This is a genomic window from Rossellomorea sp. GCM10028870 (genome assembly GCF_042666755.1).
Classification (GTDB): domain Bacteria; phylum Bacillota; class Bacilli; order Bacillales; family Bacillaceae_B; genus Rossellomorea.
This window is the reverse complement of the sequence record NZ_JBHTGN010000003.1, coordinates 360,087-386,150: the sequence shown is the minus strand read 5'-3', so window position 1 is coordinate 386,150 and position 26,064 is coordinate 360,087. Positions and strand designations below refer to the sequence as shown.

The following is a 26,064-nucleotide window of genomic DNA, read 5'->3' as shown; positions in this document are numbered from 1 at the left end:
CATACATCCAGCAAGTCCCTCATAAAGATTACTATAGACAGGGAGTGGTGGAGCAATGAGAAGAAGAAGCCCGGTTCCTCTGGTCATTGGAGTAATTGCCTCCATTCTGATCGTAGTGGCCCTATTCATGATAGTAGGGGAAAGCCGGGAACCTGATACACCAGAGGAAGTCATCAAGGAGTTTTATCAGTTTGAACAATCCGGTGATTTCGGTAATGCATGGGAATTATTTCATCCGGAAATGCAGAACAAGTTTCCCAAGTCATCATATATTCAAACGAAGAACCATGTATTCATGGGGCATATGGGGGTAGATGAGTTTGAGGTGGAAGTGGGAAAAATAGAAAAATTAGAAAAGTTCACGTTTAATGAGGAAGGTCTTACGTTTAAAAATGTAAGAAAAGCAGAGGTCGATTTATTCTTTGACAGTCAATTCGGTGAACTGACCATCAGTCAAACCTGTTATGTTGCCTTGGAAGAAGGAGAATGGAAGATACTCTGGGATTATAGCTTTTGAAAAAAGCGTTCATTTTGAGGTGAAAAAGGAAGGGGTTTATAAAAGTTAAAAAAGGTCTGTTTTTTTCTTCTGATTTGGTTTTATTTAGAATTTTTCGGGTAAAAAGAAACTAATTATTTTATAAAGGAGGGCATTAGCTGTGTCGTTACTCTATTTTAAAGCTCGTGAAGCCTATGAGCTGGATGCGAAAGTATCTCAATCCCAAGTGATAAAGCTGAGAGAATTTCGTAGAACGAAGCCCGCCCCCATTGTCAAAAAAAGATAACGTGAAAAATTAAATCGAATCATCCCTGCTCAGTCTAAAACTCTTTTAGGCTGTTTTTTTCGTTTGAAAGAGGTATTGCCATTCGTCCATAGAACGCAATTCAGTACATATCAAAAGAGCTTGAGTTTCATTTCGAACATGGGAATGAGAAGGGAGGATACATCTATCACTCCAAGTCGTTCAATCATCTGAATCAGGATGGAGGTCCTGGATTTTTAACGTGGATTGTAGATGCTGTAAAGCAAAAAAGTCAGGAATCAAAGGATTCCTGACTTTTTATTCTAGATCTTCACCGATGATGCGTACTTCCCGTTCAAGTTCCACATCAAATTTTTCTTTCACTGTTTTTTGAACGTGTTCAATGAGTGAAATATAATCCGAGGCTGTCGCATTGTCTTTATTCACGATGAAACCGGCATGCTTCGTGGAGACTTCAGCGCCGCCAAAGTTCGTTCCTTGAAGCTCACTATCCTGAATAAGCTTTCCGGCGAAATATCCAGGCGGGCGTTTAAAGACACTTCCGCAAGATGGATATTCCAGTGGCTGCTTGGATTCCCGTTTATCTGTCAGATCGTCCATGATGGCCTTGATCTCTTCGTAGTCGCCAGGCTTCAAGCTGAAGGTTGCTTCCAGTACAATATCGCCTTTTTCAGAAATATTACTGTGACGGTAATCAAGCTCCAATTCTGCAGCTGTACGCTTTACCAAGTTCCCTTCACGGTCGACGACATGGCAATAATCCAGAACATCTTTGATTTCTCCGCCATAAGCCCCGGCGTTCATGAATAGAGCGCCACCAACGGTACCTGGAATCCCACAGGCGAATTCAAGTCCTGATAATTTTTCAGCTAACGCACGTCTTGACACATCGATGATCGCTGCTCCACTTTGAGCGACAATCAGTTGATCGGTCGTTTTGATGTCTGTGAAGTTCTTTAAATGAAGAACGATCCCGCGAATTCCACCGTCTTTTACAATCAAATTCGATCCGTTTCCTAATAGAGTAAAAGGAACATCCACTTCATTTGACAGCTTCACGATGTTTTGCACTTCTTCATAAGTGGTTGGCGTTAAGAAGAAATCTGCTTTTCCGCCTAACTTCGTATACAGATGCTCTCTTAACAATTCGTCACGTTTGATATTGTCAGAATGCATCACCTTTGATAATTCTTCAAACACTTTTTCCTTATTGTACATTCTATATCAGTCCTATAAAGTAATTTATGTCTTCTCTAAGTTAAATCCTACCCAACCATTATATGACGAAAACCCATGAAAGTTAAATGGTTTCAGTTGGCAGATGTGAATCCCCTTCGAATGAACCTATTCTAATAGGAAAAGAATGCTTGATCATAGGTCAAAAATACGAAAAAAGAATGTTTTCATCGCCAGCAAAGTAAGATAGGATAGAACTAACAAAATATGTTATAACGTCTATTTAACTATTAAATTATACAATCTGGAGAGGAGGAAGCAAATTGGCCAGATTATATATAGCGTTAATTGGCTTAAGTTTGATTTGGGGGATGTCGTTCGTTTTTATTAAGTGGCTGGTGGATCCAGTAGGTGTGTGGGGGACGGTATTCTTACGCTGTTTAGCCGGTGCTCTTGTGCTTCTTCCGATCTTTTTTATACAAAGGAAAAAAGGAGAGAAGAAATCGCTCCCTATGTGGAAGTTATTTGTTGTCGGGATTGGTAATGCCGCGTTGCCCTGGACTCTGATCGCGTTAAGTGAAACACAGATCAACAGTAACACTGCCTCCATTTTAAACGCAACGACTCCCATTTGGACTGGACTTGCGGGATTTTTATTTTTCTCGGTCCTATTGACCGGATTTCAATGGATTGGGATTATCGTTGGGTTTATAGGAATCCTCGTCCTGATGAATTTCGAAGTGAGCGGGATTTTCACTTCTGATTTTGTAGGGGTAGGGACGATGGTGCTTGCGACAATGAGCTACGCGTTTGCTTCACAGTTTACAAAAAAGTATCTGGCTGGAACGAGCGTGGTTGTGATTTCTACATTCCAGTTGTTGATTGGGTCAGCGGTAGGTTTTGTGGGAATGATGCTGACGAATCCAATCTCAGTTGGCGAGTTGTTATCAGGCGAGGTCATCCTGGGCATTTTAGGGTTAGGCTGTTTAGGGTCTGGAGTGGCGACGCTTCTTTATTTCTACATCATGACCAATGGAGGACCTGAATTTGCTTCGACGGTGACGTACTTGATTCCGGGTACAGCGATGATTTGGGGATTTGTTCTTCTGAGGGAGCCTGTGACTCATAATCTCATTTTAGGTTTATTGATTATCTTTGCGGGAGTGTTCCTGTCTTCCAGAAAATCGAAAAAACTGGTCTCAACCATGCCTGTCGGTACGAGGTAAGACCTTTAAACAAACGTTTGATTAGGACATTGGATCCCTTATAGCTCTAGGGTTCGGGGTCTTAAACAAACGTTTGTTTAGTTTTGCGGAGCTGAAAGTCCCTAGAAACTAATGCAAACCAACTTGTTTTCATATAAAATGAGAAAGATACATAAGGTAGACTAAACAAGCTCGTAACAAGGGCTATAAAAATAAACAATAAGGATGGTAATTCTATGAAAACGGCAATTGTAACGGATAGTACAGCCTACATCCCGAAAGAATTGCGTGATCAACTGAACATACATATGATTCCTCTCAGTGTTATTTTGGGAGGAGAAACTTATCAAGAAGAAGTTGATATTACGGCAAGTGAATTTTATGAAGAGGTCAGCATCCAGCAAAAGCTACCAACGACTTCTCAACCCCCTGTCGGGAAGTTCGTCGAGCTATTCGAAAAACTTTCACGGAACTACGATGCCGTCATTTCCATCCACTTATCGAGTGGGATAAGCGGTACGTATCAAGGGGCCGTTCAAGCTGGGGAAATGGTCGAAGGAATTGATGTGTATGCGTATGATTCCGAGATCAGCTGCATGATTCAGGGTTTCTATGCGATTGAAGCGGCCAAGCTGGGCCGTCAAGGGAAAACGGCTGGAGAAATCGTTGCGTTATTGGACGAAATGAAGCAATCTGTACAGGCATACTTCATGGTTGATGACCTGGCTCATTTGCAACGCGGAGGCAGATTATCACAGGCACAGGCAATCATCGGAAGCCTTTTGCAGGTGAAACCACTTCTGCACTTTGTGGATAAAGTCATCGTTCCTTTTGAAAAAATCCGTACGAAGAAGAAAGCATTGAAGCGGGTGGAGTCTTTGCTTGAAGAAGCCGTGTCTTCCGGAGAAGAGTTTCAAGCTTCGATCATCCATGCGAACCGCGAAGAAGAGGCGATTGAGTGGATGAATGAGCTTCAGGCTAAATACCCGAACGTTGAATTCAATGTCAGCATTTTTGGTCCTGTTATCGGTACTCATTTAGGTGAGGGATCGATGGGGATGGGATGGGCTCGGAAGATGAGTCGTTAGGTTTGGGTGGTTTTGATTGTACCTGGTACGAATTGCGCTTTTTGTACCTGGTACAATCAGGTCATCATGTACCAGGTACACTACCGAACTATCGGTGCCAGGCACAAAACAATGTTTATGTGCCTGGCACCTTTTTATTAGGCAGGATTTTCATAACCTGGTGTAGAATACATCATTATCCAAGAAAGGAGTGATGTGTTTGCGTTTTGCTTTTGTAGACAATCGTTTGATTCCGGAATTACTTGTGAAAGAGAAGCACCACAGTTTGCAGCGGATTTCAGATCTATCTTCCATCCCACCCCGACCCCTTAATGAATCCTTCACCTATTCTTCAGAACTCCAATCCTTTCTTAGCGGCCGATCCCTGCTATTAGATGAAATCCCAATTTCCATTGAAGTCTTTCATGAGCATTATTTAAATGGATGTATTGCCTATGGAAAAGGTGTGGAGGAAAGGTTGTGCAATCGTTGTGGAAATAACAAGCCTCATTTGTTCGCTTCCTTTTCATGTTCAAGATGCCACAACAACTGTATCTACTGCCGGAATTGCATCATGATGGGCAGGGTGTCTGAATGCACACCGTTTCTGACATGGTGTGGTCCGGCACCGGTTCCTGAATCGCCACCGACTTTTCATTGGCTTGGAACTCTTTCAGAAGCGCAAAAAGTTGCTTCTCAGCAAATGGTCACTGCTGTTAAAGACAGCAAGGACCTGCTCGTATGGGCCGTGTGCGGGGCAGGGAAGACTGAGGTTCTCTTTGAGGGAATCCATGAAGCTCTTCAACAAAACAAGCGGGTATGTATTGCAGCACCTAGAACCGACGTCATTCTTGAATTGTCTCCCCGTCTCAAAAAGGTCTTTCCTGACACAACGATCATCACACTTTACGGAGGGTCTGAAGAAAGAAACACCTATGGCGAGCTCGTTCTGACCACCACACACCAGCTGTTCCGGTTTCACGACGCCTTTGACGTGATGATCATCGATGAAGTGGATGCTTTTCCGTATTCCTTTGACGCTTCTCTTCAATGGGCAGTAGAAAAAGCACGGAAACCCGATTCTTCTATTATTTACCTCACAGCAACCCCTGATCGGAACACCCAGAAGCAATGCGCGGCAGGGAAGCGATCCTATATCCAAATCCCGGCACGCTTCCACCGCCATCCGATTCCCCTGCCACGCTTTAAATGGTGCGGACTTTGGAAAAAATCCCTTAAGAAAAACCGGATTCCTCGTGGATTGAAAAAATGGACGTGCACAAGACTCCACCAATCAAAACAAGCCCTGATCTTTTTCCCCACCGTTGAAATCATGGAAAAAGCCCTCCCTCTTTTTCAAGAAATCGATCCTCTCATTGAATCTGTGCATGCAGAAGATCCCCATAGAAAAGAAAAAGTCATGAAAATGCGAAATAACGAGATTCCCATATTACTCACGACGACCATTCTGGAAAGGGGAGTCACTATACCTAATATCGATGTAGCTGTGCTCGGCTCAGAAGAAAAGATTTTCACGGAAAGCGCCCTGGTTCAAATTGCAGGGAGAGTGGGTCGGAGTTCGGACTATCCGAAAGGTGACGTCGTCTATTTTCACTTCGGCCGTACCGGTGAGATGATCAAAGCGCTCCTTCATATCGACGGCATGAATAGGGAAGCCGTGAAGCGGGGGTTGATTGATGGTAAGTAACTGCTTGTACTGTGGGAATGAACTTGTGGAGGACTCGTCCTGGAAGGGATTATTTTACAGAGTCCCCCCGTTTCTGTGTACTGAGTGTGAAAAACAATTGATGGTAATAGAGGGAGAGCGTTGTTCAGGGTGTTCCCGTGCAATGGAAGTGTTATCTTCTGACTTAATAAAAGGGGAGCAGTGCCTGGATTGCGACCGGTGGGAGTCTGACACTGAGTGGAAAGGGGTGCTACTACAGAACGAATCACTCTATCAATATAATGATTTTCTTAAAGAGTATCTAGCTCGATACAAATATAGAGGAGACTATGCATTGGCTAAACCATTTGCACACATTCTCAAAAACTATATTGAAAAAAGTGAGTTTGATATAGTCATCCCCATCCCGCTCAGTAACGAGCGTTTATATGAAAGAGGGTTCAATCAATCCACTGCGTTGCTGGAAGAAGCAGAGGTCCGTCCCTCTTCCCTCCTTACCCGCTCACACTCGGAAAAGCAGTCTAAAAAGACACGGAAGGAAAGATTACAGCAGGAGCAGGTGTTTCAGTTAGGTGAAGCGGATGTTAAGGGAAAGAGGATCCTTCTGTTTGATGATATTTATACGACTGGAACGACGTTGAGGCAGGCAGCTAAATTGCTGCGGGAAGCGGGAGCTGTTGAAGTATCCTCTTTGACTCTTTCCAGAGGTTAAAGCAACTCTTATTTCTGCCGATATAGAGAATAACAGAAGTGAATCAGGGAGGAATGAAACGATGTCAGAAATTATTAACTGTCCACGGTGTAACGAGATTTTTATGAAAAATAAATTCAGGGATGTATGTGATACGTGCTATAAAGAAGAAGAAAACATGTACGAAGCAGTCTACCAATTTCTAAAGAAACGGGAAAACCGGGCTGCCACCATGGCCCGTGTGATCGAAGTGACGGGTGTTGACGAGGAGCTTCTCTATAAATGGGTGAAAAAGGGCAGGATTCAAACGAAACAATTTCCGAACATGGGTTATCCGTGTGATAAATGCGGGAAGATTATTGGGACGGGGAGGATCTGCGAAGGGTGTTCCAGTGAGCTTTTAAATGACCTTAAACAGTTCGAAGCGGAGAGAGAATGGGAGAGTAAAGTGAAGGAATCGGGTCTGAAAACGTATTACACAGTGAGAAATAAGAACTAGATACGTCACACAAGAAAATCAGGAAGAACTAACCAGTCACTTGAGCTAAACAAACCACGTTTTTATCCGATATACTAGGTAGAAACAATGGACGTGATGAAAGCGAGGGGAAAATGATGAAGATTAACAATATCGGAAATCAAAACATTAATCCTTATAAGCGCAATCTTAACAAAATGGATCAAGTCAGCAAAATGGGGAAATTGGCTTCAGACAAGATTGAGATCTCTTCTGCTGCTAAAGAGATGCAAGAGGTTTCAAAGCTCGGAAAAGAACGCCAAGCCAGAGTTGAAGCATTAAAGGATCAAGTGCAGAGCGGTAACTACACCATTGATCCGAAAGCGATTGCTAAAGGTTTAAAGAATTTTTATAACGGAAACTAGGAGCGAACAAACATGCCGGTAACGTCACTAATTGCAACGTTAGAAAAACTATATAAGCTGCACAAAAGTTTGTTCGATCTTTCTGTTGGAAAAACGGATGTTATCAAGAGAGGTGCCATGGACGAACTGGACGTTGTACTAAAGGACGAACAAAAGCATATCGCGGCCATCAATACGCTTGAGATGAATAGACAACGGGAGTCAGAGTACTATCTTCAATCGCTTGGAGTCCGTTTGGAGAAAAACCCAACGATCTCTCTCTGTATTCAGTACAGTTCACCTGAAGATCAAAAGACTCTTGGATACTGGCAGCAGAAACTTGTTGATATGATAGCCGAGTTAAAGGCCCGGAACGAACTCAATCAAAAGCTTGTCTATCAATCTCTTCAATTTGTCAATATGAACCTATCGATGCTGCAGCCTCAATCAGAAAAATTGACTTATTCTCGTCCAAACGGTGACAAGTCGATACCAGCAGGAAGATCCATGTTCGATTCGAAAGCATAACATCAATCATTTGAAACGGAGGCAACACCATGCGATCCACTTTTATGGGCCTTGAAACGGCTAAACGTGGGATGTACACCCAACAAGGAGCCCTTTATACGACAGGTCATAACATCTCCAACGCAAATACCCCCGGTTACACCCGACAACGTGTCAATTTTGCACAAACAGAACCTTACCCGGCACCCTCCATGAACCGTCCGCAAATTCCCGGTCAAATTGGAACAGGCGTTGAAGCCGGTTCGATCCAGCGGGTTCGTGATTCTTTCTTAGACACGCAATATAGAGGGGAAAATAATAAGCTTGGCTACTGGGATACGAAAATGGAAGCCATGAAGAAGATGGAGGAAGTGATGAATGAACCATCTGATTCAGGCTTGTCGAAAACGATGGATATGTTCTGGCAATCCCTTCAGGATCTAGCCGTCAATCCTACCAACTCAGGTGCCCGGTCTGTCGTGCGTCAGCGTGGAATCGCCGTTGCTGAAACGTTCAATTATTTATCATCGTCTTTAACAAGCGTGAGAAACGATTTGAAAAGTGAATTGTCTGTGAGTGAAACGCAAGTTAACTCTCTTACAAGACAGATTGATAGCATTAATAAACAAATTGCCGAAGTAGAGCCCCACGGCTATCTTCCGAACGATTTGTATGATGAACGAGATCGTTTAATTGATGAGTTATCAAAACAGGTCACAATTAAAACAAGTTACCAGTCGAATGGTGGAGGGTCTTCTCCTATGGCTGAAGGTTCCGTGACCATCACATTAGTAGGGAAAGACGGAAAGAATCCGGTGAATCTGGTTGATAAGAGTGGAGCTAAGGAACTCAGTCTTTCATTTAATGGAGAACAAGATACGGTGGATTCTGTAACCATCGGTGGGGAAACGATTGCTATAAAAGACTTTTTATCAAAAGGTGAAGGGAAATTGAGGGCCCTTGTCGATACGTACGGATATGTAAATGAAGAGGGGACAGCGGCAGGATCTTATGTTTCGATGCTGAATGAATTGGACAGCATGGCATATGAATTTGCGAAAGCTTTCAATGTTCAGCATCAAGAAGGGGTATCCCCGGAAGGAATAGAAGATCCATCTGTTAAAACACCTAAGTTCTTCCAGGATGCTAACAATCCATCTGCGGATTTAGGGACTATCGACAAAGCTGGATTTGCTCAGCGCATCCAAATTGCCGATGAGCTGAGTAACCTGGATCTGATCGCAACCTCCGGGAAAGATAACCCGACCTTTGGGGATGCATCCAACATCCTTGCCATGGCAAATATCATCACAACCACTAAACTGCCATATGGTGAGAAAGAATCTTCCTTTCAAGGACACTTTGAATCCCTTATTGGAAAAATGGCTGTGGAATCACAGGAATCCGTTCGACTAGCGAGCAATTCCCACGTATTAAGGTCAGCCGTGGAGGAGCGCCGCATGTCAGTGAGTGGTGTGTCACTAGATGAAGAAATGACCGACATGATCAAATTTCAGCATGCCTATAACGCTTCTGCCCGAATGATCACATTACAAGATGAAATGCTCGATAAAATCATCAACGGCATGGGGACCGTTGGAAGATAAGCAGGTGACTAAATGCGCGTAACTCAAAGTATGCTAACCAATAACTCAATGAGAAATTTAAGTTCATCCTACGCCCGGATGGGAGAGCTGCAAGATCAATTGGCGACGGGGAAGAAAATCACGAAGCCTTCCGATGACCCTGTCGTTGCGATGAAAGGAATGTTTTACCGCTCCAATCTGTCAGGGATCGAACAATATAAGAGAAATCTATCAGAACTTTATTTATGGATGGAAAATTCAGAGTCCGGAATTGATCATGCAAACCAGGGGCTGCAGCGCGTTCGTGAATTGACACTGCAAGGGAAGAACGGATCCCTCAGTGAAGAAGACCGTAAAGCGGTGGCCGTTGAAATTGAACAAATAAAAAAGGACCTTGTAAGTGTGGCCGAAACAAAAGTGGCGGGCAGATATATCTTTAACGGAACAGATGTCGGGAATTCACCAATGAAGGACAAGTCTCCTGCTGACGGATCGGTTCCAAAGGTTGCAGATAACATACTAAATGGAAAAAATGGTGAATACACCATTGAAGTTTCACAGGGGGTATCCCTGAAAGCAAATGCCAACCCATCAAATGTTTTTAGTCAACAACTATTCAACACAGTACACTCAATCCAAAAAGCATTAGAATCGGGAGATGTTTCAAGCCTTGATACGGAACTTGAAAACTTGGACGAAGTGATGAATACACTCTCTGCAGAACGTTCTGACCTGGGCGCACGCTACAATAGGCTGGAGATGATCGATGACCGATTGGCTCAGCAGGAAGTGACCGCCAGCCGTATTCTCTCGGATAACGAAGACGCCGATATCGAACGAGTGATCACCGACCTGAAAACCCAGGAAAGTGTCCACCGCGCTGCCCTTAGCGTAGGAGCAAGAATCATGCAGCCGACATTAATGGACTTCTTACGATAAAAGCAAGGGGACTGACCCTTTAAGGTGTTTTGTCACCTTAGGGGACAGTCCCTTTTTCATTGGAGGTGAACAGTCTTGAACATTCCACAAATACGGTTACAATCCACTCCGGCGGAACTCGGGATCCAAACGACTCCGGGACGAATGGATATCGAACAACCCAAAGCAGAACTAGATATTCAACAGCCGGCGGGGAAAATGGAGATTGAACGGAGACCATCCAGATTAACCATCGATCAAACAGAGGCCAGGGCAGATATGGATTTGAAATCCGTGCGCCGCAGGATAGAAGAATACTCTCGACAAGGATACGAAGACTGGTTGGCGGGTCTCGCCCGGGTGGCCCAGGATGGCGATGAACTCATGATGGTTGAGCATGGAGGAAACGCGATAGCAGACCAGGCAAAACGAAACAGCGAAAGTCCCATGTACGACTTTAATATTGGTTGGATTCCCTCTGCCGGAAGCGTCAAGATCGGGTATGATCCGGGGAGTGTAAGAGTGAACTTCGAACCTCAAAAAGTGATTAACAATTCTCGTCCACAGAAACCGACCATCCACTATACGCCTGCCCAAGTCGACATCAGTCTGAAACGATACGCCGATTTACAAATCGACTTCGCGAACTTGAAGCATGTCGGCATTAACTACGAACAAGAAATATAAAACGAAGGAATGAGAAGGATGAACATAGATACAAAATACCACGGCGTCATTGACATCCATTCAGAGGAAGTGCTGATATTTGAACACGGAATCCCCGGATTTGGAGAAGAAAAGCAATTTATCCTGCTGCCCCTCCCCGAAAATGAATGGTTTCACATCTTGCAATCGGTGACCACACCCCAACTTGGATTCGTGGTCACGGATCCGTTCGTATTCTTTAAGGAATATGACTTTGAATTGGATCAGGCGAGTGTGGAGTTACTAGAGAACCCTTCGGAAAAAGAGGTGCAGGTGCTTTCGATTTTGACTGTACGCGAAACCCTTCATGAATCAACCGCAAATCTCCAGGCTCCGATCATTATTAATCTGGCAAATCGCAAAGGAAAACAAGTCATCCTGAACAACACAGACTACCAAATCAAGCACCAGATCTTTGCCCAGCCTGCAGGAAAGAAGGGGTGAGGGGATGTTAGTACTGACAAGAAAAACGGGAGAAAGCATTCAGATTGGGGATGACATTGAACTGACCGTGATTTCAGTAAGTGGTGATCAGGTCAAACTGGGAATCAATGCCCCGAAGAACGTAGATATCCATCGGAAAGAAGTGTACCTTTCTATCCAAGAAGAAAACACGGAAGCTTCGAAAGGCATCGACAATTTGTTTAATCTTTTGCCAAAAAATGAGTAATTATTTTTCTGAAGCTATTAAACACTAGTCAAAACGACCGATATTAGTAGTGTAAGCAATGAGGAAAAGGGCGGCCGACCTTTGTGACTCGTTGCAAACTACTAAACTTTTATAGTTCACATGGATGTGGGCTTACTTTCAAGGAGGAAATTTTAGTTATGAGAATTAATCATAATATTGCGGCTTTGAATACTTATCGTCAGTTGAATAGTGCTTCTACGGAACAATCTAAATCAATGGAGAAATTGTCTTCAGGTCTTCGTATCAACCGTGCTGGTGATGATGCTGCTGGTCTTGCGATTTCTGAGAAGATGCGTGGGCAAATCCGTGGGTTGGAAATGGGTTCTAAAAATGCTCAGGATGGAATTTCTTTAATCCAAACTGCTGAAGGTGCTTTAAACGAAACCCACGATATTTTACAACGTATGCGTGAGTTATCGGTTCAATCTTCAAATGATACAAATACTGATACAGATCGTGGCGAGTTACAAAAAGAGATCAACCAATTAACGGAAGAAATTGATCGTATTGCTGCCACAACAGAATTCAATACTAAAAAACTATTAAATGGGGATTTAAAGGGAGTAACCGAAGAACTTGGCAATGTGAAATTTGATAATCAAGGTGATTCTGCGTTATTCTCTGGAGTTGTTGCAACTACACCTGCAGTAGCAGGTACACCTGGTACTGAAGCAAACGAAACAATTAATGTGAAAATTACTGACTATGATGTTGCTGCAGATACTTATTCATTAGAGTGGTCTTCACAGGATGGTCAAACTGGTACAATTACAGGTGTCGCCGCTGCAGGTGGGGCGCAGAATATCGTAACCAATGATGGGGACTATTCATTAACGGTTGGTGCTGTAGGAGTAGAGGATATTGGTAAAGAAGCTACTTTTACTTCTAGAGCTTCAGTGGAAGAATACGCTGACAGCAGCTTATCTTTCCAAATCGGTGCCAACTCATCTCAAACAATGAGCGTTGGAATCAGTGATATGAGTTCAAGTGCCCTAAATGTAAGTGGTATTGACGTAACATCTGCTGGTTCAGCTGAAGCATCTATCTCTGCAATCAACTCAGCAATCGAAACAGTTTCTGGTGAGCGCTCTAAACTTGGTGCTTACCAAAATCGTCTTGAACATACTATTAATAACCTAGGAACTTCAGCTGAAAACTTAACTGCAGCTGAATCTCGTGTACGTGACGTTGACATGGCGAAAGAGATGATGAGCCAAACGAAGAATTCAATTCTTTCTCAAGCTGCTCAAGCTATGCTTGCTCAAGCAAATCAACAACCACAAGGAGTTTTACAACTTCTTCGTTAATTTTAATTTTTTAATGAGAGACTCTAGCAATAGAGTCTCTTTTTTACGTATAAAAAATGAATAGGCTATCTAACTACTAAACTTTCCCCACCAAAAACCGATATAACCCATATAACCCTCAGGAGGATCAAACGATGATTGATAAAGTGACAGGCAAAGTTTCCGAAATACAATCATTTACTAGATTAGAAAACCAAACAAGCGAAGAAGTGAAACAAATTCAAGCACAGGAACGACACCATGAAGAAACCAAAACCCAAGAACCTGTCACCAAAGAAAAAATGGAAGATGTCGTCCATGGGATGAATGAGTTTATGTCCACTTCGAATACACACCTCAAATTTGAATTTCATGATAAATTACAGGAATATTATGTGACGATCGTGGATGATCGTACGCAGGAAATAGTGAAAGAGATACCAGCAAGGAAAATTCTTGATATGCATGCGGCGATGACGGAATTTGTTGGTTTAATGGTCGATAAGAAGATTTAGCGGAAGGAGATACATATGGCTGATATGCGAATTGGTGGACTTGCCAGTGGCATGGACACGGATCAAATCATTAAAGACCTGATGAAGGCAGAGCGAATTCCTTTGGATAAACTGGAACAGAAGAAACAATTCCTAGAATGGCAGCGGGATGATTACCGTGATATGAATAAAATGATGTTTGATTTTAGTAATCTAATTTTTGACGGAGTAATGAAGCAGGGGACGTATACTCAGAAAACGGTATCTGTTTCGAATCCAAATGAAGTATCCATTAAAAATATCAATTCTACCACCGACTTCTCAGGAACATTGAAGGTGGAAAAATTAGCTACTGCCGCTACTATGTACAGCTCGGCGATTACCCAGTCAGATGGGGGAGCCTTTGATCCCAAGAAGAAGTTGAGTGAATCGTTCGGGATGACGGGTGAGCAGAGCATCAAAGTAAAGGCAATCAAAGCAGACGGAACGATGGCGGCTGATTTTACCGAAATCAAATTTAATGCTGAAGATGAAACGTTAGACAGTTTAATCGCGAAGATCAATGCTCAGACAGGTGTCACGATGTTCTATGATCAACACACAAAGCAAATGTCTGTCATGAGTAAGAATACAGGTGCCAATGCCGGCGGTGCCGAAATCGAGCTGCAGGGAGATATGTTTACTACCCACCTGAAGCTTGATGCTGACAATGATACGGCCGTGGCTAATAATAGAGGATCCATTGGAGAGAATGCCAAGTTTACATACAATGGAATGGCGACTGAACGATCGTTCAACACATTTACTATCAACGGTTTTGAGCTAACGCTTAAGAATGCATCCAATACCAATGTAACCTTCGCGTCACAGCCTGACACGGATAAAATACTAGAGAAAATCGTCAAATTCGTCGACGAATACAACAAACTCATCGAAAAAGTAAACGGTGAAGTGAACGAAAAGAAATACCGGGAATTCCAACCATTAACGGCTGAACAAAAAGAATCGATGGAAGAAAAGGAAATTGAATTATGGGAAGAAAAGTCCCGCAGTGGAACGCTTCGGAATGATTCCGTCCTAACATCGGGTCTGAACAAAATGCGAACAGACATGTACACACCAGTTTTAGGCGGCACATCAGGTGTTGACCAGCTGGCTCAAATCGGAATCAAAACATCAAGTAACTACCTTGATCGTGGAAAGCTGATCATTGATGAAAGCAAGCTGAAAGAAGCCATTTCCAAAGATCCGAATGCCTTATACGAGATTTTTGCGAAAAATGGAGAGACCCCAGGTGAACAGGGAATCGCCCGCCGCCTTCGTGATACGTTGAAAAATACCATGGACAGCATTGAGAAAAAAGCCGGTAAAGCATCAAGTACGAATAATACATTTACCCTTGGTCGCCTCTTAAACAATATGGACAATCAAATGGATCGATTTGAAAATCGTCTGATCCAAGTCGAAGACCGCTACTGGCGCCAATTCACCGCCATGGAAAAAGCCATCCAGCGTTCCAACCAACAATCCATGTTCCTTATGAACCAATTTGGCGGCTAATCACAATTAAAGGAGTGTTACTATGGCCATCAACAACCCGTATACAGCATATCAGAACAACTCGGTCAACACCGCGTCACCAGGTGAGCTCACCCTTATGCTCTATAACGGAAGCCTGAAATTCATCCATATCGCAAAAAAAGCGATAGAAGATAAGAATATTGAACTGAAGAACACAAATATCCAAAAGACACAGGCCATCGTGAATGAGCTGATGGTTACGTTAAACATGGATCTTGAAGTCTCTCAAAACCTCATGTCCTTATACGACTACATCAACCGTCGCTTAACAGAAGCCAACATCAAAAATGATGCTTCTATTCTAGTAGAAATAGAGGGACTCATCACAGAGTTCCGCGATACGTGGAAAGAAGTCATCCAACTGAATCGCCAGAAGCAGCACGCAGGACAGGCTGGGCAGGCATGAGCTCGGTCGTTCTTTGTTATACCATCACGAAGCAATTGAAAGAAGCATTAGAACACATAGAAAATCGAGAATCCACGATCGAAATAATAGAGTCTCTTTTAGAAAAAAGACAGGGTATAATCATTGCAATCAAGCCTCCATTTACTGAAGAGGAACACGTACTTGGAAAGCAAATGATTGTATGGAACCAAGAAATAGATAGGAAACTCTCACAAATGCAGTCTTCAATAAAACGAGATTTGAACGGGTTATCCAAGAAAAAAACCTCCGTACAGAAATACTCCAACCCATACGAATCTTTACAACATGACGGCATGTTTTACGACAAAAAGAAATAGCGAAAAAACCTCGACCAACTCGAGGTTTTTTTCTTTTTCCAAATACTCTCATGCTATAATAATAGAAAAAATGCTGGAGGAAGCCGGGATGAAAAATCGTCTGGTAGATGAAATCAGAAGTCTTTGCGTCACCTATCCTGAAGTCCATGAACACATAGACGGCTTTGGACACACTTCTTTTCGAGTGAAAGACAAACCATTTGTGATCATTGGCGAAGAGAACAATTTCTCCTTATCTATTAAAACCCTCCCCACCATGCAAGAAATCTTACTGGAGCAGCCTGGCTACATAAAAGCTCCCTATATCGGTAGACACGGCTGGGTGTTGGTAGAGATAGAGGAAGTAGGATGGCAAGCAATTGAAGCCTTGATTCACGAAGGCTATTTAAGAGTGGCACCCAAGAAACTGGCAAATCAAGTTCGAAACGGATGAAGACATATGATCAACCTAATCACCAATGAACTTATAAAACAACTATCCCGCCCCCGCATGTGGATTTCCATTGGAGTGATCGTATTCATCAACTCCATCGCATCCCTTTTCGTCTACATGCTATTCGACGGAATCCAATTTTCCTTCTGGGAGTATATGCGAATCAGCTCAAACCTGCTTATTGTCCTTCAAGTCTTCTGCCTCATCATAGCAGGGGACATCGTTTCAAGTGAGTTTTCGTCAGGTACCATCAAGCTACTGCTCATTCGGCCGGTCAACCGTATGAAAATCCTGTTCTCAAAATATTTAACGGTTATCGTCATAGCAACGATTCTGACCACTGTACATTTTGTATTTTCGTCCATACTGGGCATACTCTGGTTCTATGACAGCTTCTTTGATTTCAGCGTGAACGTTTTTATTGTAGCGGGAGCATATGTGCTGAGATTTCTTGAGCTGGTCGTGATTAGTTCCTTTGCTTTCACTCTGTCTGTACTGACGAGAAGCAGTTCCTTTGCCATTGGATCGACCATCTTTCTGACATTCTCTGCAGGGACATTCTTACTTGTAATGAACGAGAGGGGAATGGAGTGGGGGAAGTATTTGTTGTTTGCAAATACGGATCTGCAGCAGTATTTCTTCGGAACGCCGCCTTTTGAAGGGATGACGTTTTTGTTTTCGGTTGTGGTGATTATGGTGTATTTGATTGGGTTTGGTGGATTGGCCGGGTGGTTTTTTGGTCGGCGGGATGTGGATGTTTAGGAAGTCCGTTCTTGATAGGGTGCCAGGCACGGAAGCATGATTTGGTGCCTGGCACCGATTAGGGGAAAAGTGCCAGACACAAACAGGCAGAAAAGTACCTGGCACCAAAGGGTCAATTTGTACCTGGCACCAACTTTCACGTAGGACACCCATCAATCCGACAAAAAAAGAGGTTTTTTTAATCTAAATGTCGAATGTAATTATTTGTCTAAAATACTCAAAGAAGAAAGGAAGATTCAATGCCTAGAAAGCCTAGAATTTGGTATCCTGGAGCTATATACCATGCGACTGCCCGGGGAAATAGAAAGAACAACCTTTTCCGTGACCGAAAAGATTATCAATACTATATACTCCTGATACAAAAAGCAAAGGAGAAAATCCCCTTCATTCTTCACTCATATTGCCTCATGCCAAATCATATCCACCTCATCATCGAAACCATTGAACACCCTTTGTCTCAAATCATCCATTACCTCCACTCTAACTACGCCAAGTATTTTAATAAAAGGTACGATTACATTGGTCATGTATTTCAAGATCGCTATTATGCCAAGTTAATCAAAAACTGGAAGCAGATGATAGATACCAGTAGTTATATCCATCTGAATCCTGTAAGGTCCAGGTATGTAAAAAGCCCGGAAGATTATCATTGGAGCAGCTATAAAACCTTTATAAAAGTCGGTTACAAGAACCTTGCAGATCCCACAAAGATATTAACAAACCTTGGTGATAATCCTCATGATAAGTACAAATTTTATGTGGACACCAAATTGAATACGAAAGATTGGGACGTAATTAAATAATAATGGGTGCCAGGCACAAAACGAGGAAATGGTGCCAGGCACAAAACGAGTTAAAAGTGCCAGGCACCAAACATGATAATAGTGCCTGGCACTTTCAGGTCTACCAAGACATTCACAATTCCGCCCCAAACCATTCACAAAACCTCCAAATTCCCACCGTTTAATCTCCTCAAAAAGTGAGAAAATAATAATAGAAAGAGCCACAGGTGAACCTACATACTCGCAGCCATCACCTCACTCTTTCATTCTCCAATCCCACACCCATCAGCACTTTCGACACCACATTACAAACTTTACGAAAAATTGACAAAAAATTTAGAAAGTTTAAGGAGGATTCACAAAGGGAATGGAGAATATATAAACATAGCTTTATTTTTAAAAGGAGGAGTTTACATGTTGAACTACAACATTCGAGGCGAGAACATTGAGGTAACTCCAGCGATTCGCGAACACGTGGAGAAAAAGATTGGCAAGTTAGACCGTTACTTTAATGAAACTCCTGATGCAAATGTACATGTTAATTTAAAAGTGTATCCTGATAAAAATACGAAAACTGAAGTGACTATTCCAATGCCGCAATTAGTGTTACGTGCAGAGGAACGCAACACGGATATGTATGCGGCCATTGATCTGATTGTAGATAAATTGGAGCGTCAAATTCGCAAACATAAAACAAGAGTGAACCGTAAGATGCGTGAAAAGGGCAGCCCGAAGGAGTTTTTCGCGGCTCAGGAAGATCTTAATCACGTTTCTCCAAATGGTGCAGCTGCGGTTGAACTGGAGGAAGAGGACGATACAGAAGTAGTAAGAACGAAGCAGTTCAATCTTAAGCCTATGGACAGTGAAGAAGCGATTCTTCAAATGAATATGCTGGGTCACACGTTCTTTATCTTCACAGACGCAGAGACAAATGCAACGAATATTGTGTACAAGCGTCGTGATGGGAAGTATGGCTTGATTGAAACGAACTAACTATTAAATGAGAAGATCCTGCAGTCTACATGACTGCAGGATCTTTTTAATAAGAAGGATTTTTGACAATTATTGTAGAAGTTTGTAAGTAGACATTATGTTTTCACCCTCAAAGATAGGATATTTATAGTAGAAGAACTTAAGGAGGACTTCACCATGACATATTCCATTGTAGGCTATGACCCGGAAGAGAAAGAGTGGGGGATTGCGGTACAATCCAAATTCCTCGGTGTCGGTTCTGTCGTGCCTTTTGCGAAAGCGGGAGTGGGAGCAGTGGCGACTCAGTCTTACGCAAATACCTCTTACGGGCCCCACGCACTTCAATTAATGGAAGAAGGAAAGACGGCAGAGGAAGCGCTGGATATCATCACACAGGATGATCCGGAGCGTCCTTTACGACAAGTAGGGTTAATTGATGCTGGAGGAATTCCCGCCACTTTTACAGGAGAAGGCTGCTATGATTGGGCTGGTGGACAAACAGGTAAGCACTTTGCTGCTCAAGGAAATATTTTAGTGGATGAGAATACCGTAAAGGCGATGGCAGAGACATTCGAGTCGACGACCGGATCTCTCGCTGAACGATTACTCCATGCACTCGATGCCGGTCAGGAAGCGGGAGGCGATTCCCGAGGCATGCAGTCTGCTGCGCTTCTAGTAGTGAAGGAAAGTGGTGGATATGGTGGCTTCAATGATCGGTATATCGATCTGAGGGTGGATGATCACGCTTCTCCTATTAAAGAATTGAAACGAATCTACCTGTTGCATCAGCTCTACTTTAAAGAGTCAGAGCCTGGTAGAGTCGTATTGCTGGAAGGTGAAATCCACGATGAAGTGGAGAGGGAACTTACACGTCTCGGCTATGCAAAAGAAAGACAGTCTCTTCATCAGAGCTTGAAAGACTATCTCCACACCGAGAATTTTGAAATGCGTGAACAGGATGAGAATTATATCGATTTAGATGTCTTGGATTATATGAAAAAACAAGGAGAATAGATTGGAAGGGAACCAGTCCAAAAGTGATTGGTTCTTTTTTCTTGTTCTAAAACAGTTTAAGGAACGCTGGAAATGTTATATAATGAACATTTGTGTACGGGACTCAAGAAGTTGGAGGTAAATACAAACATGAGTACAGTCGGAAGAAACGAACCATGCCCATGCGGCAGTGGGAAAAAATATAAGAAATGCTGTGAAAAAGAAAATGTTGTGAATATAGATACGCTGGTAAGCCAGGAGCTTGATGTGCTCCAGGCGCAGCTTTATGATTATATTGCTACGGCACAGTCAAAAGAGATGGAAGAATCCTATCACCACTACTTAGCGAAAATGGATCTGATGCAAGCGGATCCGGATATTTATGAAATGGCATTTGTCAGCTGGTACGGAGCGACTCAAAAGGATTCTGACGATGTTCGTTTGATCGAACGTTTTGTTGATAAGCAGTTGAGCACGGTGACTCGTCCTCAGACAGCTGAAGTACTGGAGTCTTGGAAAAACGTGCGTGTGACAGCAGGTACCGTAGAGAAGGTAGATGACAATACGTTACGTGTGGAAGAAGCCGTCACTGGTGATGTGCTGATTGTAACTGAAAAGTTCGGTAAGTTAGAAGAGAATAGTTTCTTCTTGGGATTATTATTGCCGAATGGGGAGAAGTATCTTCCATTCGCTCAGTACTTCATTTATCCTGCGATTGAGAAAGCAGCGATGGAATTGGTTAAGATTCGATTTGAACAAGGTGAGTTTGAAACTCTGCATGACTACTTATCTGGTCAATACCTGGAAATAGCTGATGTCGGATTCGTTCTTTATAGTGCTGAGAAGAAAAAGACCGGAAAATCATCTGCGCCTAATAAAGCAGGTGATGCGGCAGACGCACCTTCTGGTTCAGATGAAAAGTCTGAAGACGCAATCGAAGGAGTTGAAATCTGGAAGACTCCTGAATATGTTGAAGCGATCACCTCTCTTCAAAACTTCCTGACTGAAAAAGGGGAAGATAAAGAAGAAAGTGAGCTGCTAGTAGCCGTATTGGAGAAATACTTCTACACAGAGCGCCCAACGATCCGCAATCCGAAAATCTATTCGGGAGCACTTGTGGACATGGCGAAAAACATCGACGAAATCAGCATCCGCCACGTTCAAAAAGAACTGGCCGAATACTTCGATGTCTCTGCCAACAGCATCTCAAGACGCAGTAAACAGATCTGGGAAAGCTACCAGGACACCGTCTACGAACTACTGAAAGCAACAAAAGCCTGACCATTCATATAATCAACATTCAAAAGTCGTCTGCATAGGCGGCTTTTTTGTTTTTTGAGGGACGGACCTCACCTTTCACCAAATTTATGAGGGAATGCTGTAAAGTCTCCTACTCTTGTCGGATTGATGTGGTAGGTGAGGTCCGTCCCTCATCCCACTCATTCCCCTCATCCCAGAGCCACAACATATGAAATTAGTATGATAACGCCAAACATAGGATGACTTCTATATTCGTTGAGGTCCGTCCCTGAAAGGGAACCCCAATCGACGCTTTTTCTAGAGGGAAGGACTTCGCAAATCATGATGAATCCAGGAATCCGGGTTGATAGTAAAGCATCTACCCATTGAAAGCTCTGTGATTGAGAGGTCCGTCCCTCCCTGAGTTGTAACCCATATAGGATAGTGGTAAGATTGGTAGGGAATATATCGTGTTTTTGTGGGAGGATATTTGGATTTTGTAGCGAATTTTTAGTAGAGTGATTGGAAGCTGATGATGGTGACTTTTTACATGAGTTTTTCAACAATCTCATCTGAATTTCATTTTCATTCGTTATACTAGTGACGTTCGACTCTCATTTAAACACAGATAAAGGAGCGTTTATACATGCTTGGTCTATTAAACAAAGTGTTCGATGCGAATAAAAGAGAATTAAAGAGGCTTGAAAAGCTGGCTGATCAAATAGAAGAATTAGGTCCCGATATGGAGCGCTTGACGGATGATGAAATCCGTGAAAGAACAGAACGATTCAAGGAGCGCTATCAAAAGGGTGAAGACCTTGAAGATATGATGGTTGAGGCTTTTGCTGTCGTAAGGGAAGCGGCTCGCCGCGTTCTGAACCAATATCCGTACCGCGTCCAGCTTATGGGTGGTGCCTCCCTTCATGGCGGGAACATCTCCGAGATGAAAACCGGTGAAGGTAAAACGCTGACAGCGACTATGCCTGTATATTTGAACGCGATCACTGGAAAAGGCGTTCACGTTATTACAGTCAATGAATACCTGGCCAGCCGTGATGCCGAGGAAATGGGCAAGCTATACAATTTCTTGGGACTTACTGTAGGCCTGAACTTAAACTCGATGTCTAAAGACGAAAAACGTGAAGCATACAAAGCGGATATCACGTATGGTACGAATAACGAATTCGGATTCGACTACCTTCGTGACAATATGGTCCTGTACAAAGACCAAATGGTGCAGCGTCCTCTTCATTTTGCCGTAATTGATGAGGTTGACTCGATCTTAATCGATGAAGCACGTACACCTCTGATCATTTCCGGTAATGCACAGCGTACGCCACAGCTTTATATCCAGGCAAATGCCGTCGTACGTACACTGAAAAAAGATGAAGATTACACATATGATGAAAAGACCAAAGGTGTTCAATTAACCGAAGAAGGAATCAGCAAAGTGGAAAGAGCCTTCCACATCGATAACCTGTTCGATATTTCACACGTAACTCTTAACCACCACATCAATCAAGCGTTAAAAGCTCACGTCAGCATGCACCGTGATGTGGATTATGTGGTTCAGGAAGGTGAAATCGTCATCGTTGACTCTTTCACAGGACGTCTGATGAAAGGTCGTCGTTACAGTGACGGACTTCACCAATCGATCGAGGCAAAAGAAGGTCTTGAAATCCAGAACGAAAGCATGACCATGGCAACGATCACGTTCCAGAACTACTTCCGTATGTACGAAAAGCTTTCCGGTATGACCGGTACGGCGAAAACGGAAGAAGAAGAGTTCCGTAATATCTACAATATGAACGTTATCGTAATCCCAACGAACAAGCCAATCGTTCGTGATGACCGTGCCGATCTCATCTATGCTTCTATAGAAGGGAAATTCCTTGCTGTAGTCGAGGATATCAAAGAGCGTCATGAAAAAGGACAGCCTGTACTGGTTGGTACGGTTGCCGTTGAAACGTCAGAGCTTATCTCTAAGCTATTGACGAAAAAAGGCGTTCGCCACAATGTATTAAATGCGAAAAACCATGGCCGTGAAGCGGAAATCATTTTAGAAGCCGGGCAGCCAGGTGCTGTAACGATCGCGACTAACATGGCCGGCCGTGGTACGGATATCAAGCTTGGAGAAGGCGTCATCGAACGTGGCGGTCTAGCCGTTATCGGTACCGAGCGTCACGAATCACGCCGTATCGATAATCAGCTTCGTGGACGTTCCGGACGTCAGGGAGATCCAGGTGTGACTCAGTTCTATCTTTCAATGGAAGATGAATTGATGCGCCGATTCGGATCTGACAATATGAAGAGCATGATGGAGCGCCTTGGGATGGATGACACTCAGCCAATCCAAAGTAAAATGGTCAGCCGTGCTGTAGAATCGGCTCAGAAACGAGTGGAAGGAAACAACTTCGATGCTCGTAAACAGCTTCTGCAATACGATGATGTTTTACGTCAACAGCGTGAAATCATTTATAAACAGCGTTATGAAGTAATCGATTCAGAAAACCTTCGTGAAATTGTTGAGGGTATGATCAAATCAGCGATCGAACGTCAGGTAGCAGCCCATACAGCAGAAGAAGATATGGAAAACTGGAACCTTCAAGGCATCGTTGATTATGTGAACGCGAATCTTCTTCCTGAAAACGACGTAACAGTCGATGATCTCCGCGGAAAAGAGCCGGAAGAAATGATGGATCTGATCTATGAAGATGTGAAGCACCGTTACGATGAAAAAGAAGAAGAGCTTACTCCGGAGCAAATGCGCGAGTTTGAAAAAGTCATCCTGCTTCGCGCGGTTGATACGAAATGGATCGACCATATCGATGCCATGGATCAATTGCGTCAAGGTATCCACCTTCGTGCCTACGGTCAAACCGACCCACTGCGCGAATACCAGCATGAAGGATTCGCCATGTTCGAAAGCATGGTACTCGCAATCGAAGAAGACGTGGCAAAATACGTCATGAAAGCTGAAATCCGCAACAATCTTGAACGTCAGGAAGTAGCCAAAGGTCAAGCGGTGAACCCGAAAGAAGAAGGCGGTAAAGCTAAGAAACAACCAGTCCGCAAGCAAGAAGACGTAGGGCGCAACGACCCATGCCCATGCGGAAGCGGCAAAAAGTACAAACACTGCCACGGCATAACTGGATAAATAAAAGAAATGAGATGATACCTGGGACTTATTTTGCTAAAATAAGTCCCAGGTACTTTTCCGTTTTTTATGGGTTCTCGGCCCATGTATTTTTATATAGGGCCAAGGGCTTTCAAGAACAATTGTTGCAAAATAATTTAATTTTTTCATCGCTCTGTTCATTGATTCTTTGTATGATTGTAAGGGGAATGGCGAGACTCCTGCGGAAAAACGAGCTGGGCAAGACCCCGCAGCGAAGCGAGGAGGCTTGCCGGTTCGTCCGCGGAAAGGGAGCGAATCCCATTACAATCAACACCCATACTAATTGAACAGAGCAATCGAATATTTTGAAAAAATAAATGCACAACCCAAATAACTATAGAGGTGACCACACATGGAACTATCAGAAATCAGAGCAGAGTTAGAAAAATCAGCTAAAACATTAGCGGACTTCAGGGGGTCTCTTTGACTTAGAAAACAAAGAGGCGAGAATTCAAGAACTTGACGAAATCATGGTTCAACCCGACTTCTGGGATGACCAGCAAAAAGCCCAGGGGCTGATCAATGAAGGAAACGGATTGAAGGATCTTGTGAACGAATACAAATCATTGCTTGAATCCCATGAGAACCTTGAGCTTACCCTTGAGCTTATCAAAGAAGAGCCGGACGAAGAACTTCAAAAGGACCTTGAAGAGGAGTTGGGTGATTTAGTCAAACGATTAAATGATTACGAACTTCAGCTTCTTCTAAGTGAAGAACATGATAAGAACAATGCGATTCTTGAGCTGCATCCAGGTGCAGGTGGGACCGAGTCTCAGGATTGGGGTTCCATGCTTCTTCGCATGTACACGCGCTGGGGTGAGAAACGAGGTTTCAAAGTAGAAACCCTTGATTATCTTCCTGGAGATGAAGCGGGAATCAAGAGTGTAACCCTTGCCATTAAAGGTCACAATGCGTATGGGTATTTAAAAGCTGAAAAAGGCGTACACCGTCTTGTACGTATTTCTCCATTTGATTCGTCTGGCCGTCGTCACACATCCTTCGTGTCTTGTGAAGTCATGCCTGAGTTTAATGAAGAAATCGAAATCGAAATCCGTACGGAAGACCTGAAAATTGATACGTATCGTGCAAGTGGAGCCGGTGGGCAGCACATCAATACGACGGATTCGGCTGTCCGTATCACTCACTTACCGACGAATGTCGTGGTAACATGCCAATCTGAACGTTCTCAGATCAAGAACCGTGAGTCAGCCATGAAAATGCTTAAAGCAAAACTGTATCAAAAGCGAATTGAAGAACAAGAGCAAGAGCTTGCTGAAATTCGTGGAGAACAAAAGGAAATCGGGTGGGGAAGCCAGATCCGTTCCTACGTGTTCCATCCATACTCCATGGTCAAAGACCACAGAACCAACACAGAATCCGGTAACGTACAAGGCGTCATGGACGGCGACATCGATCCATTCATCAATGCCTACCTTCGTTCCAAAATTCAATAATAATTCCCAAGCTGAACCCACCTATCCAACGGAGGGTTCAGCTTTTTTCTGAATTTATTTAGGGACGGACCTCAAAGAGAGATGAGTTTCTTCCATTATATGTATAAATGTGAGGTTGGAATATACTCTACATACACGGGCAAGCGCACAAACTACTGGTATTATTACGTTTGTAGAAAGGTGAATCTGAATTTTCCTTTGCGAAAACCGGACTTCAGTTGTATAACCTCCCATTTCTCAAGGTCCGTCCCTCACCACTATAACACCCCAACCCATTAATGCTTTACCACG

28 protein-coding genes are annotated in these 26,064 nt (G+C 43.3%); 27 read left to right on the top strand and 1 reads right to left on the bottom strand.

Features of this window, described 5'->3' with window-relative positions:
• Positions 1–55: 55 nt before the first annotated feature.
• The gene (locus ACFQWC_RS15735; protein ID WP_377108391.1) at positions 56–517 is read left to right on the top strand and encodes a hypothetical protein; all 462 of its coding nucleotides are present in this window, start codon (positions 56–58) and stop codon (positions 515–517) included.
• Between the two features lie 139 nt (positions 518–656).
• A complete protein-coding gene (locus tag ACFQWC_RS15730; RefSeq protein ID WP_299743027.1) occupies positions 657–782 on the top strand; it encodes a hypothetical protein in 126 nt (41 codons plus the stop codon).
• 276 nt (positions 783–1,058) lie between these two features.
• Here ACFQWC_RS15730 and murB read toward each other — a convergent pair whose 3' ends face one another.
• Positions 1,059–1,979 (bottom strand): UDP-N-acetylmuramate dehydrogenase, encoded by a 921-nt coding sequence (gene murB, locus ACFQWC_RS15725; protein WP_299743030.1) that lies wholly within the window; start codon positions 1,977–1,979, stop codon positions 1,059–1,061.
• 281 nt (positions 1,980–2,260) lie between these two features.
• On the opposite strand from murB, the gene ACFQWC_RS15720 reads away from it, so the two are divergent.
• The 25 genes from ACFQWC_RS15720 (at position 2,261) to prfB (ending at position 25,773) form a co-directional block, all read left to right on the top strand.
• Positions 2,261–3,163, top strand: coding sequence for a DMT family transporter (locus ACFQWC_RS15720; RefSeq protein ID WP_299743033.1), 903 nt, complete (start codon positions 2,261–2,263; stop codon positions 3,161–3,163).
• A 215-nt stretch (positions 3,164–3,378) separates the two neighbouring features.
• Entirely contained in the window at positions 3,379–4,230 is an 852-nt protein-coding gene (locus ACFQWC_RS15715) for a DegV family protein (protein ID WP_377108388.1), read from the top strand.
• 193 nt (positions 4,231–4,423) lie between these two features.
• Positions 4,424–5,917, top strand: a complete 1,494-nt coding sequence (locus tag ACFQWC_RS15710; RefSeq protein WP_377108386.1) for an ATP-dependent helicase ComFA — start codon at positions 4,424–4,426, stop codon at positions 5,915–5,917.
• Positions 5,918–6,059: 142 nt separating this feature from the next.
• Positions 6,060–6,608, top strand: a complete 549-nt coding sequence (locus ACFQWC_RS15705) for a ComF family protein (RefSeq protein WP_341356997.1) — start codon at positions 6,060–6,062, stop codon at positions 6,606–6,608.
• 61 nt (positions 6,609–6,669) lie between these two features.
• A complete protein-coding gene (locus ACFQWC_RS15700; RefSeq protein ID WP_299743044.1) occupies positions 6,670–7,086 on the top strand; it encodes a TIGR03826 family flagellar region protein in 417 nt (138 codons plus the stop codon).
• A 116-nt stretch (positions 7,087–7,202) separates the two neighbouring features.
• Positions 7,203–7,469 carry a flagellar biosynthesis anti-sigma factor FlgM gene (gene flgM, locus ACFQWC_RS15695; RefSeq protein WP_377108383.1) on the top strand — a complete coding sequence of 89 codons (267 nt, stop codon included), beginning with the start codon at positions 7,203–7,205 and terminating at the stop codon, positions 7,467–7,469.
• 12 nt (positions 7,470–7,481) lie between these two features.
• Complete coding sequence (locus ACFQWC_RS15690) at positions 7,482–7,976, top strand: flagellar protein FlgN (RefSeq protein ID WP_299743047.1); 495 nt, start codon at positions 7,482–7,484, stop codon at positions 7,974–7,976.
• Between the two features lie 29 nt (positions 7,977–8,005).
• Entirely contained in the window at positions 8,006–9,562 is a 1,557-nt protein-coding gene (gene flgK, locus ACFQWC_RS15685) for a flagellar hook-associated protein FlgK (RefSeq protein ID WP_377108381.1), read from the top strand.
• Between the two features lie 12 nt (positions 9,563–9,574).
• A complete protein-coding gene (flgL, locus tag ACFQWC_RS15680) occupies positions 9,575–10,480 on the top strand; it encodes a flagellar hook-associated protein FlgL (protein ID WP_377108379.1) in 906 nt (301 codons plus the stop codon).
• Between the two features lie 75 nt (positions 10,481–10,555).
• Entirely contained in the window at positions 10,556–11,146 is a 591-nt protein-coding gene (locus ACFQWC_RS15675) for a DUF6470 family protein (RefSeq protein ID WP_377108377.1), read from the top strand.
• Positions 11,147–11,164: 18 nt separating this feature from the next.
• Positions 11,165–11,608 (top strand): flagellar assembly protein FliW, encoded by a 444-nt coding sequence (gene fliW, locus ACFQWC_RS15670; protein ID WP_377108375.1) that lies wholly within the window; start codon positions 11,165–11,167, stop codon positions 11,606–11,608.
• Positions 11,609–11,612: 4 nt separating this feature from the next.
• A complete protein-coding gene (gene csrA, locus ACFQWC_RS15665) occupies positions 11,613–11,834 on the top strand; it encodes a carbon storage regulator CsrA (protein WP_377108373.1) in 222 nt (73 codons plus the stop codon).
• Positions 11,835–11,992: 158 nt separating this feature from the next.
• Positions 11,993–13,162 (top strand): flagellin N-terminal helical domain-containing protein, encoded by a 1,170-nt coding sequence (locus tag ACFQWC_RS15660; protein ID WP_377108371.1) that lies wholly within the window; start codon positions 11,993–11,995, stop codon positions 13,160–13,162.
• A 134-nt stretch (positions 13,163–13,296) separates the two neighbouring features.
• Positions 13,297–13,656, top strand: a complete 360-nt coding sequence (flaG, locus tag ACFQWC_RS15655) for a flagellar protein FlaG (protein WP_377108369.1) — start codon at positions 13,297–13,299, stop codon at positions 13,654–13,656.
• A 15-nt stretch (positions 13,657–13,671) separates the two neighbouring features.
• On the top strand, positions 13,672–15,195 hold the full coding sequence (locus ACFQWC_RS15650) for a flagellar hook-associated protein 2 (protein ID WP_377108368.1): 1,524 nt from the start codon (positions 13,672–13,674) through the stop codon (positions 15,193–15,195).
• A gap of 22 nt (positions 15,196–15,217) precedes the next feature.
• On the top strand, positions 15,218–15,622 hold the full coding sequence (gene fliS / locus ACFQWC_RS15645) for a flagellar export chaperone FliS (RefSeq protein ID WP_341356988.1): 405 nt from the start codon (positions 15,218–15,220) through the stop codon (positions 15,620–15,622).
• Complete coding sequence (gene fliT, locus ACFQWC_RS15640; RefSeq protein ID WP_341356987.1) at positions 15,619–15,960, top strand: flagellar protein FliT; 342 nt, start codon at positions 15,619–15,621, stop codon at positions 15,958–15,960. Before fliS ends, fliT begins: the two co-directional genes overlap by 4 nt.
• 88 nt (positions 15,961–16,048) lie before the next feature.
• Positions 16,049–16,393, top strand: coding sequence for an MmcQ/YjbR family DNA-binding protein (locus tag ACFQWC_RS15635; RefSeq protein ID WP_341356986.1), 345 nt, complete (start codon positions 16,049–16,051; stop codon positions 16,391–16,393).
• Positions 16,394–16,399: 6 nt separating this feature from the next.
• Complete coding sequence (locus tag ACFQWC_RS15630) at positions 16,400–17,155, top strand: ABC transporter permease (protein WP_377108365.1); 756 nt, start codon at positions 16,400–16,402, stop codon at positions 17,153–17,155.
• A gap of 239 nt (positions 17,156–17,394) precedes the next feature.
• Entirely contained in the window at positions 17,395–17,958 is a 564-nt protein-coding gene (locus tag ACFQWC_RS15625; RefSeq protein WP_377108363.1) for an REP-associated tyrosine transposase, read from the top strand.
• A gap of 393 nt (positions 17,959–18,351) precedes the next feature.
• Positions 18,352–18,930, top strand: coding sequence for a ribosome hibernation-promoting factor, HPF/YfiA family (gene hpf, locus ACFQWC_RS15620; protein WP_113971339.1), 579 nt, complete (start codon positions 18,352–18,354; stop codon positions 18,928–18,930).
• Between the two features lie 156 nt (positions 18,931–19,086).
• Complete coding sequence (locus ACFQWC_RS15615; RefSeq protein ID WP_377108361.1) at positions 19,087–19,923, top strand: DUF1028 domain-containing protein; 837 nt, start codon at positions 19,087–19,089, stop codon at positions 19,921–19,923.
• Between the two features lie 129 nt (positions 19,924–20,052).
• The gene (locus ACFQWC_RS15610; protein WP_377108359.1) at positions 20,053–21,183 is read left to right on the top strand and encodes a YecA family protein; all 1,131 of its coding nucleotides are present in this window, start codon (positions 20,053–20,055) and stop codon (positions 21,181–21,183) included.
• A gap of 604 nt (positions 21,184–21,787) precedes the next feature.
• On the top strand, positions 21,788–24,298 hold the full coding sequence (secA, locus tag ACFQWC_RS15605; protein WP_299743096.1) for a preprotein translocase subunit SecA: 2,511 nt from the start codon (positions 21,788–21,790) through the stop codon (positions 24,296–24,298).
• A gap of 373 nt (positions 24,299–24,671) precedes the next feature.
• A protein-coding gene (gene prfB / locus ACFQWC_RS15600) for a peptide chain release factor 2 (protein ID WP_156142358.1) occupies positions 24,672–25,773 on the top strand; the annotation gives its coding sequence in 2 pieces (ribosomal slippage) (positions 24,672–24,743 and positions 24,745–25,773; 1,101 coding nt in all).
• Positions 25,774–26,064 lie beyond the last annotated feature (291 nt).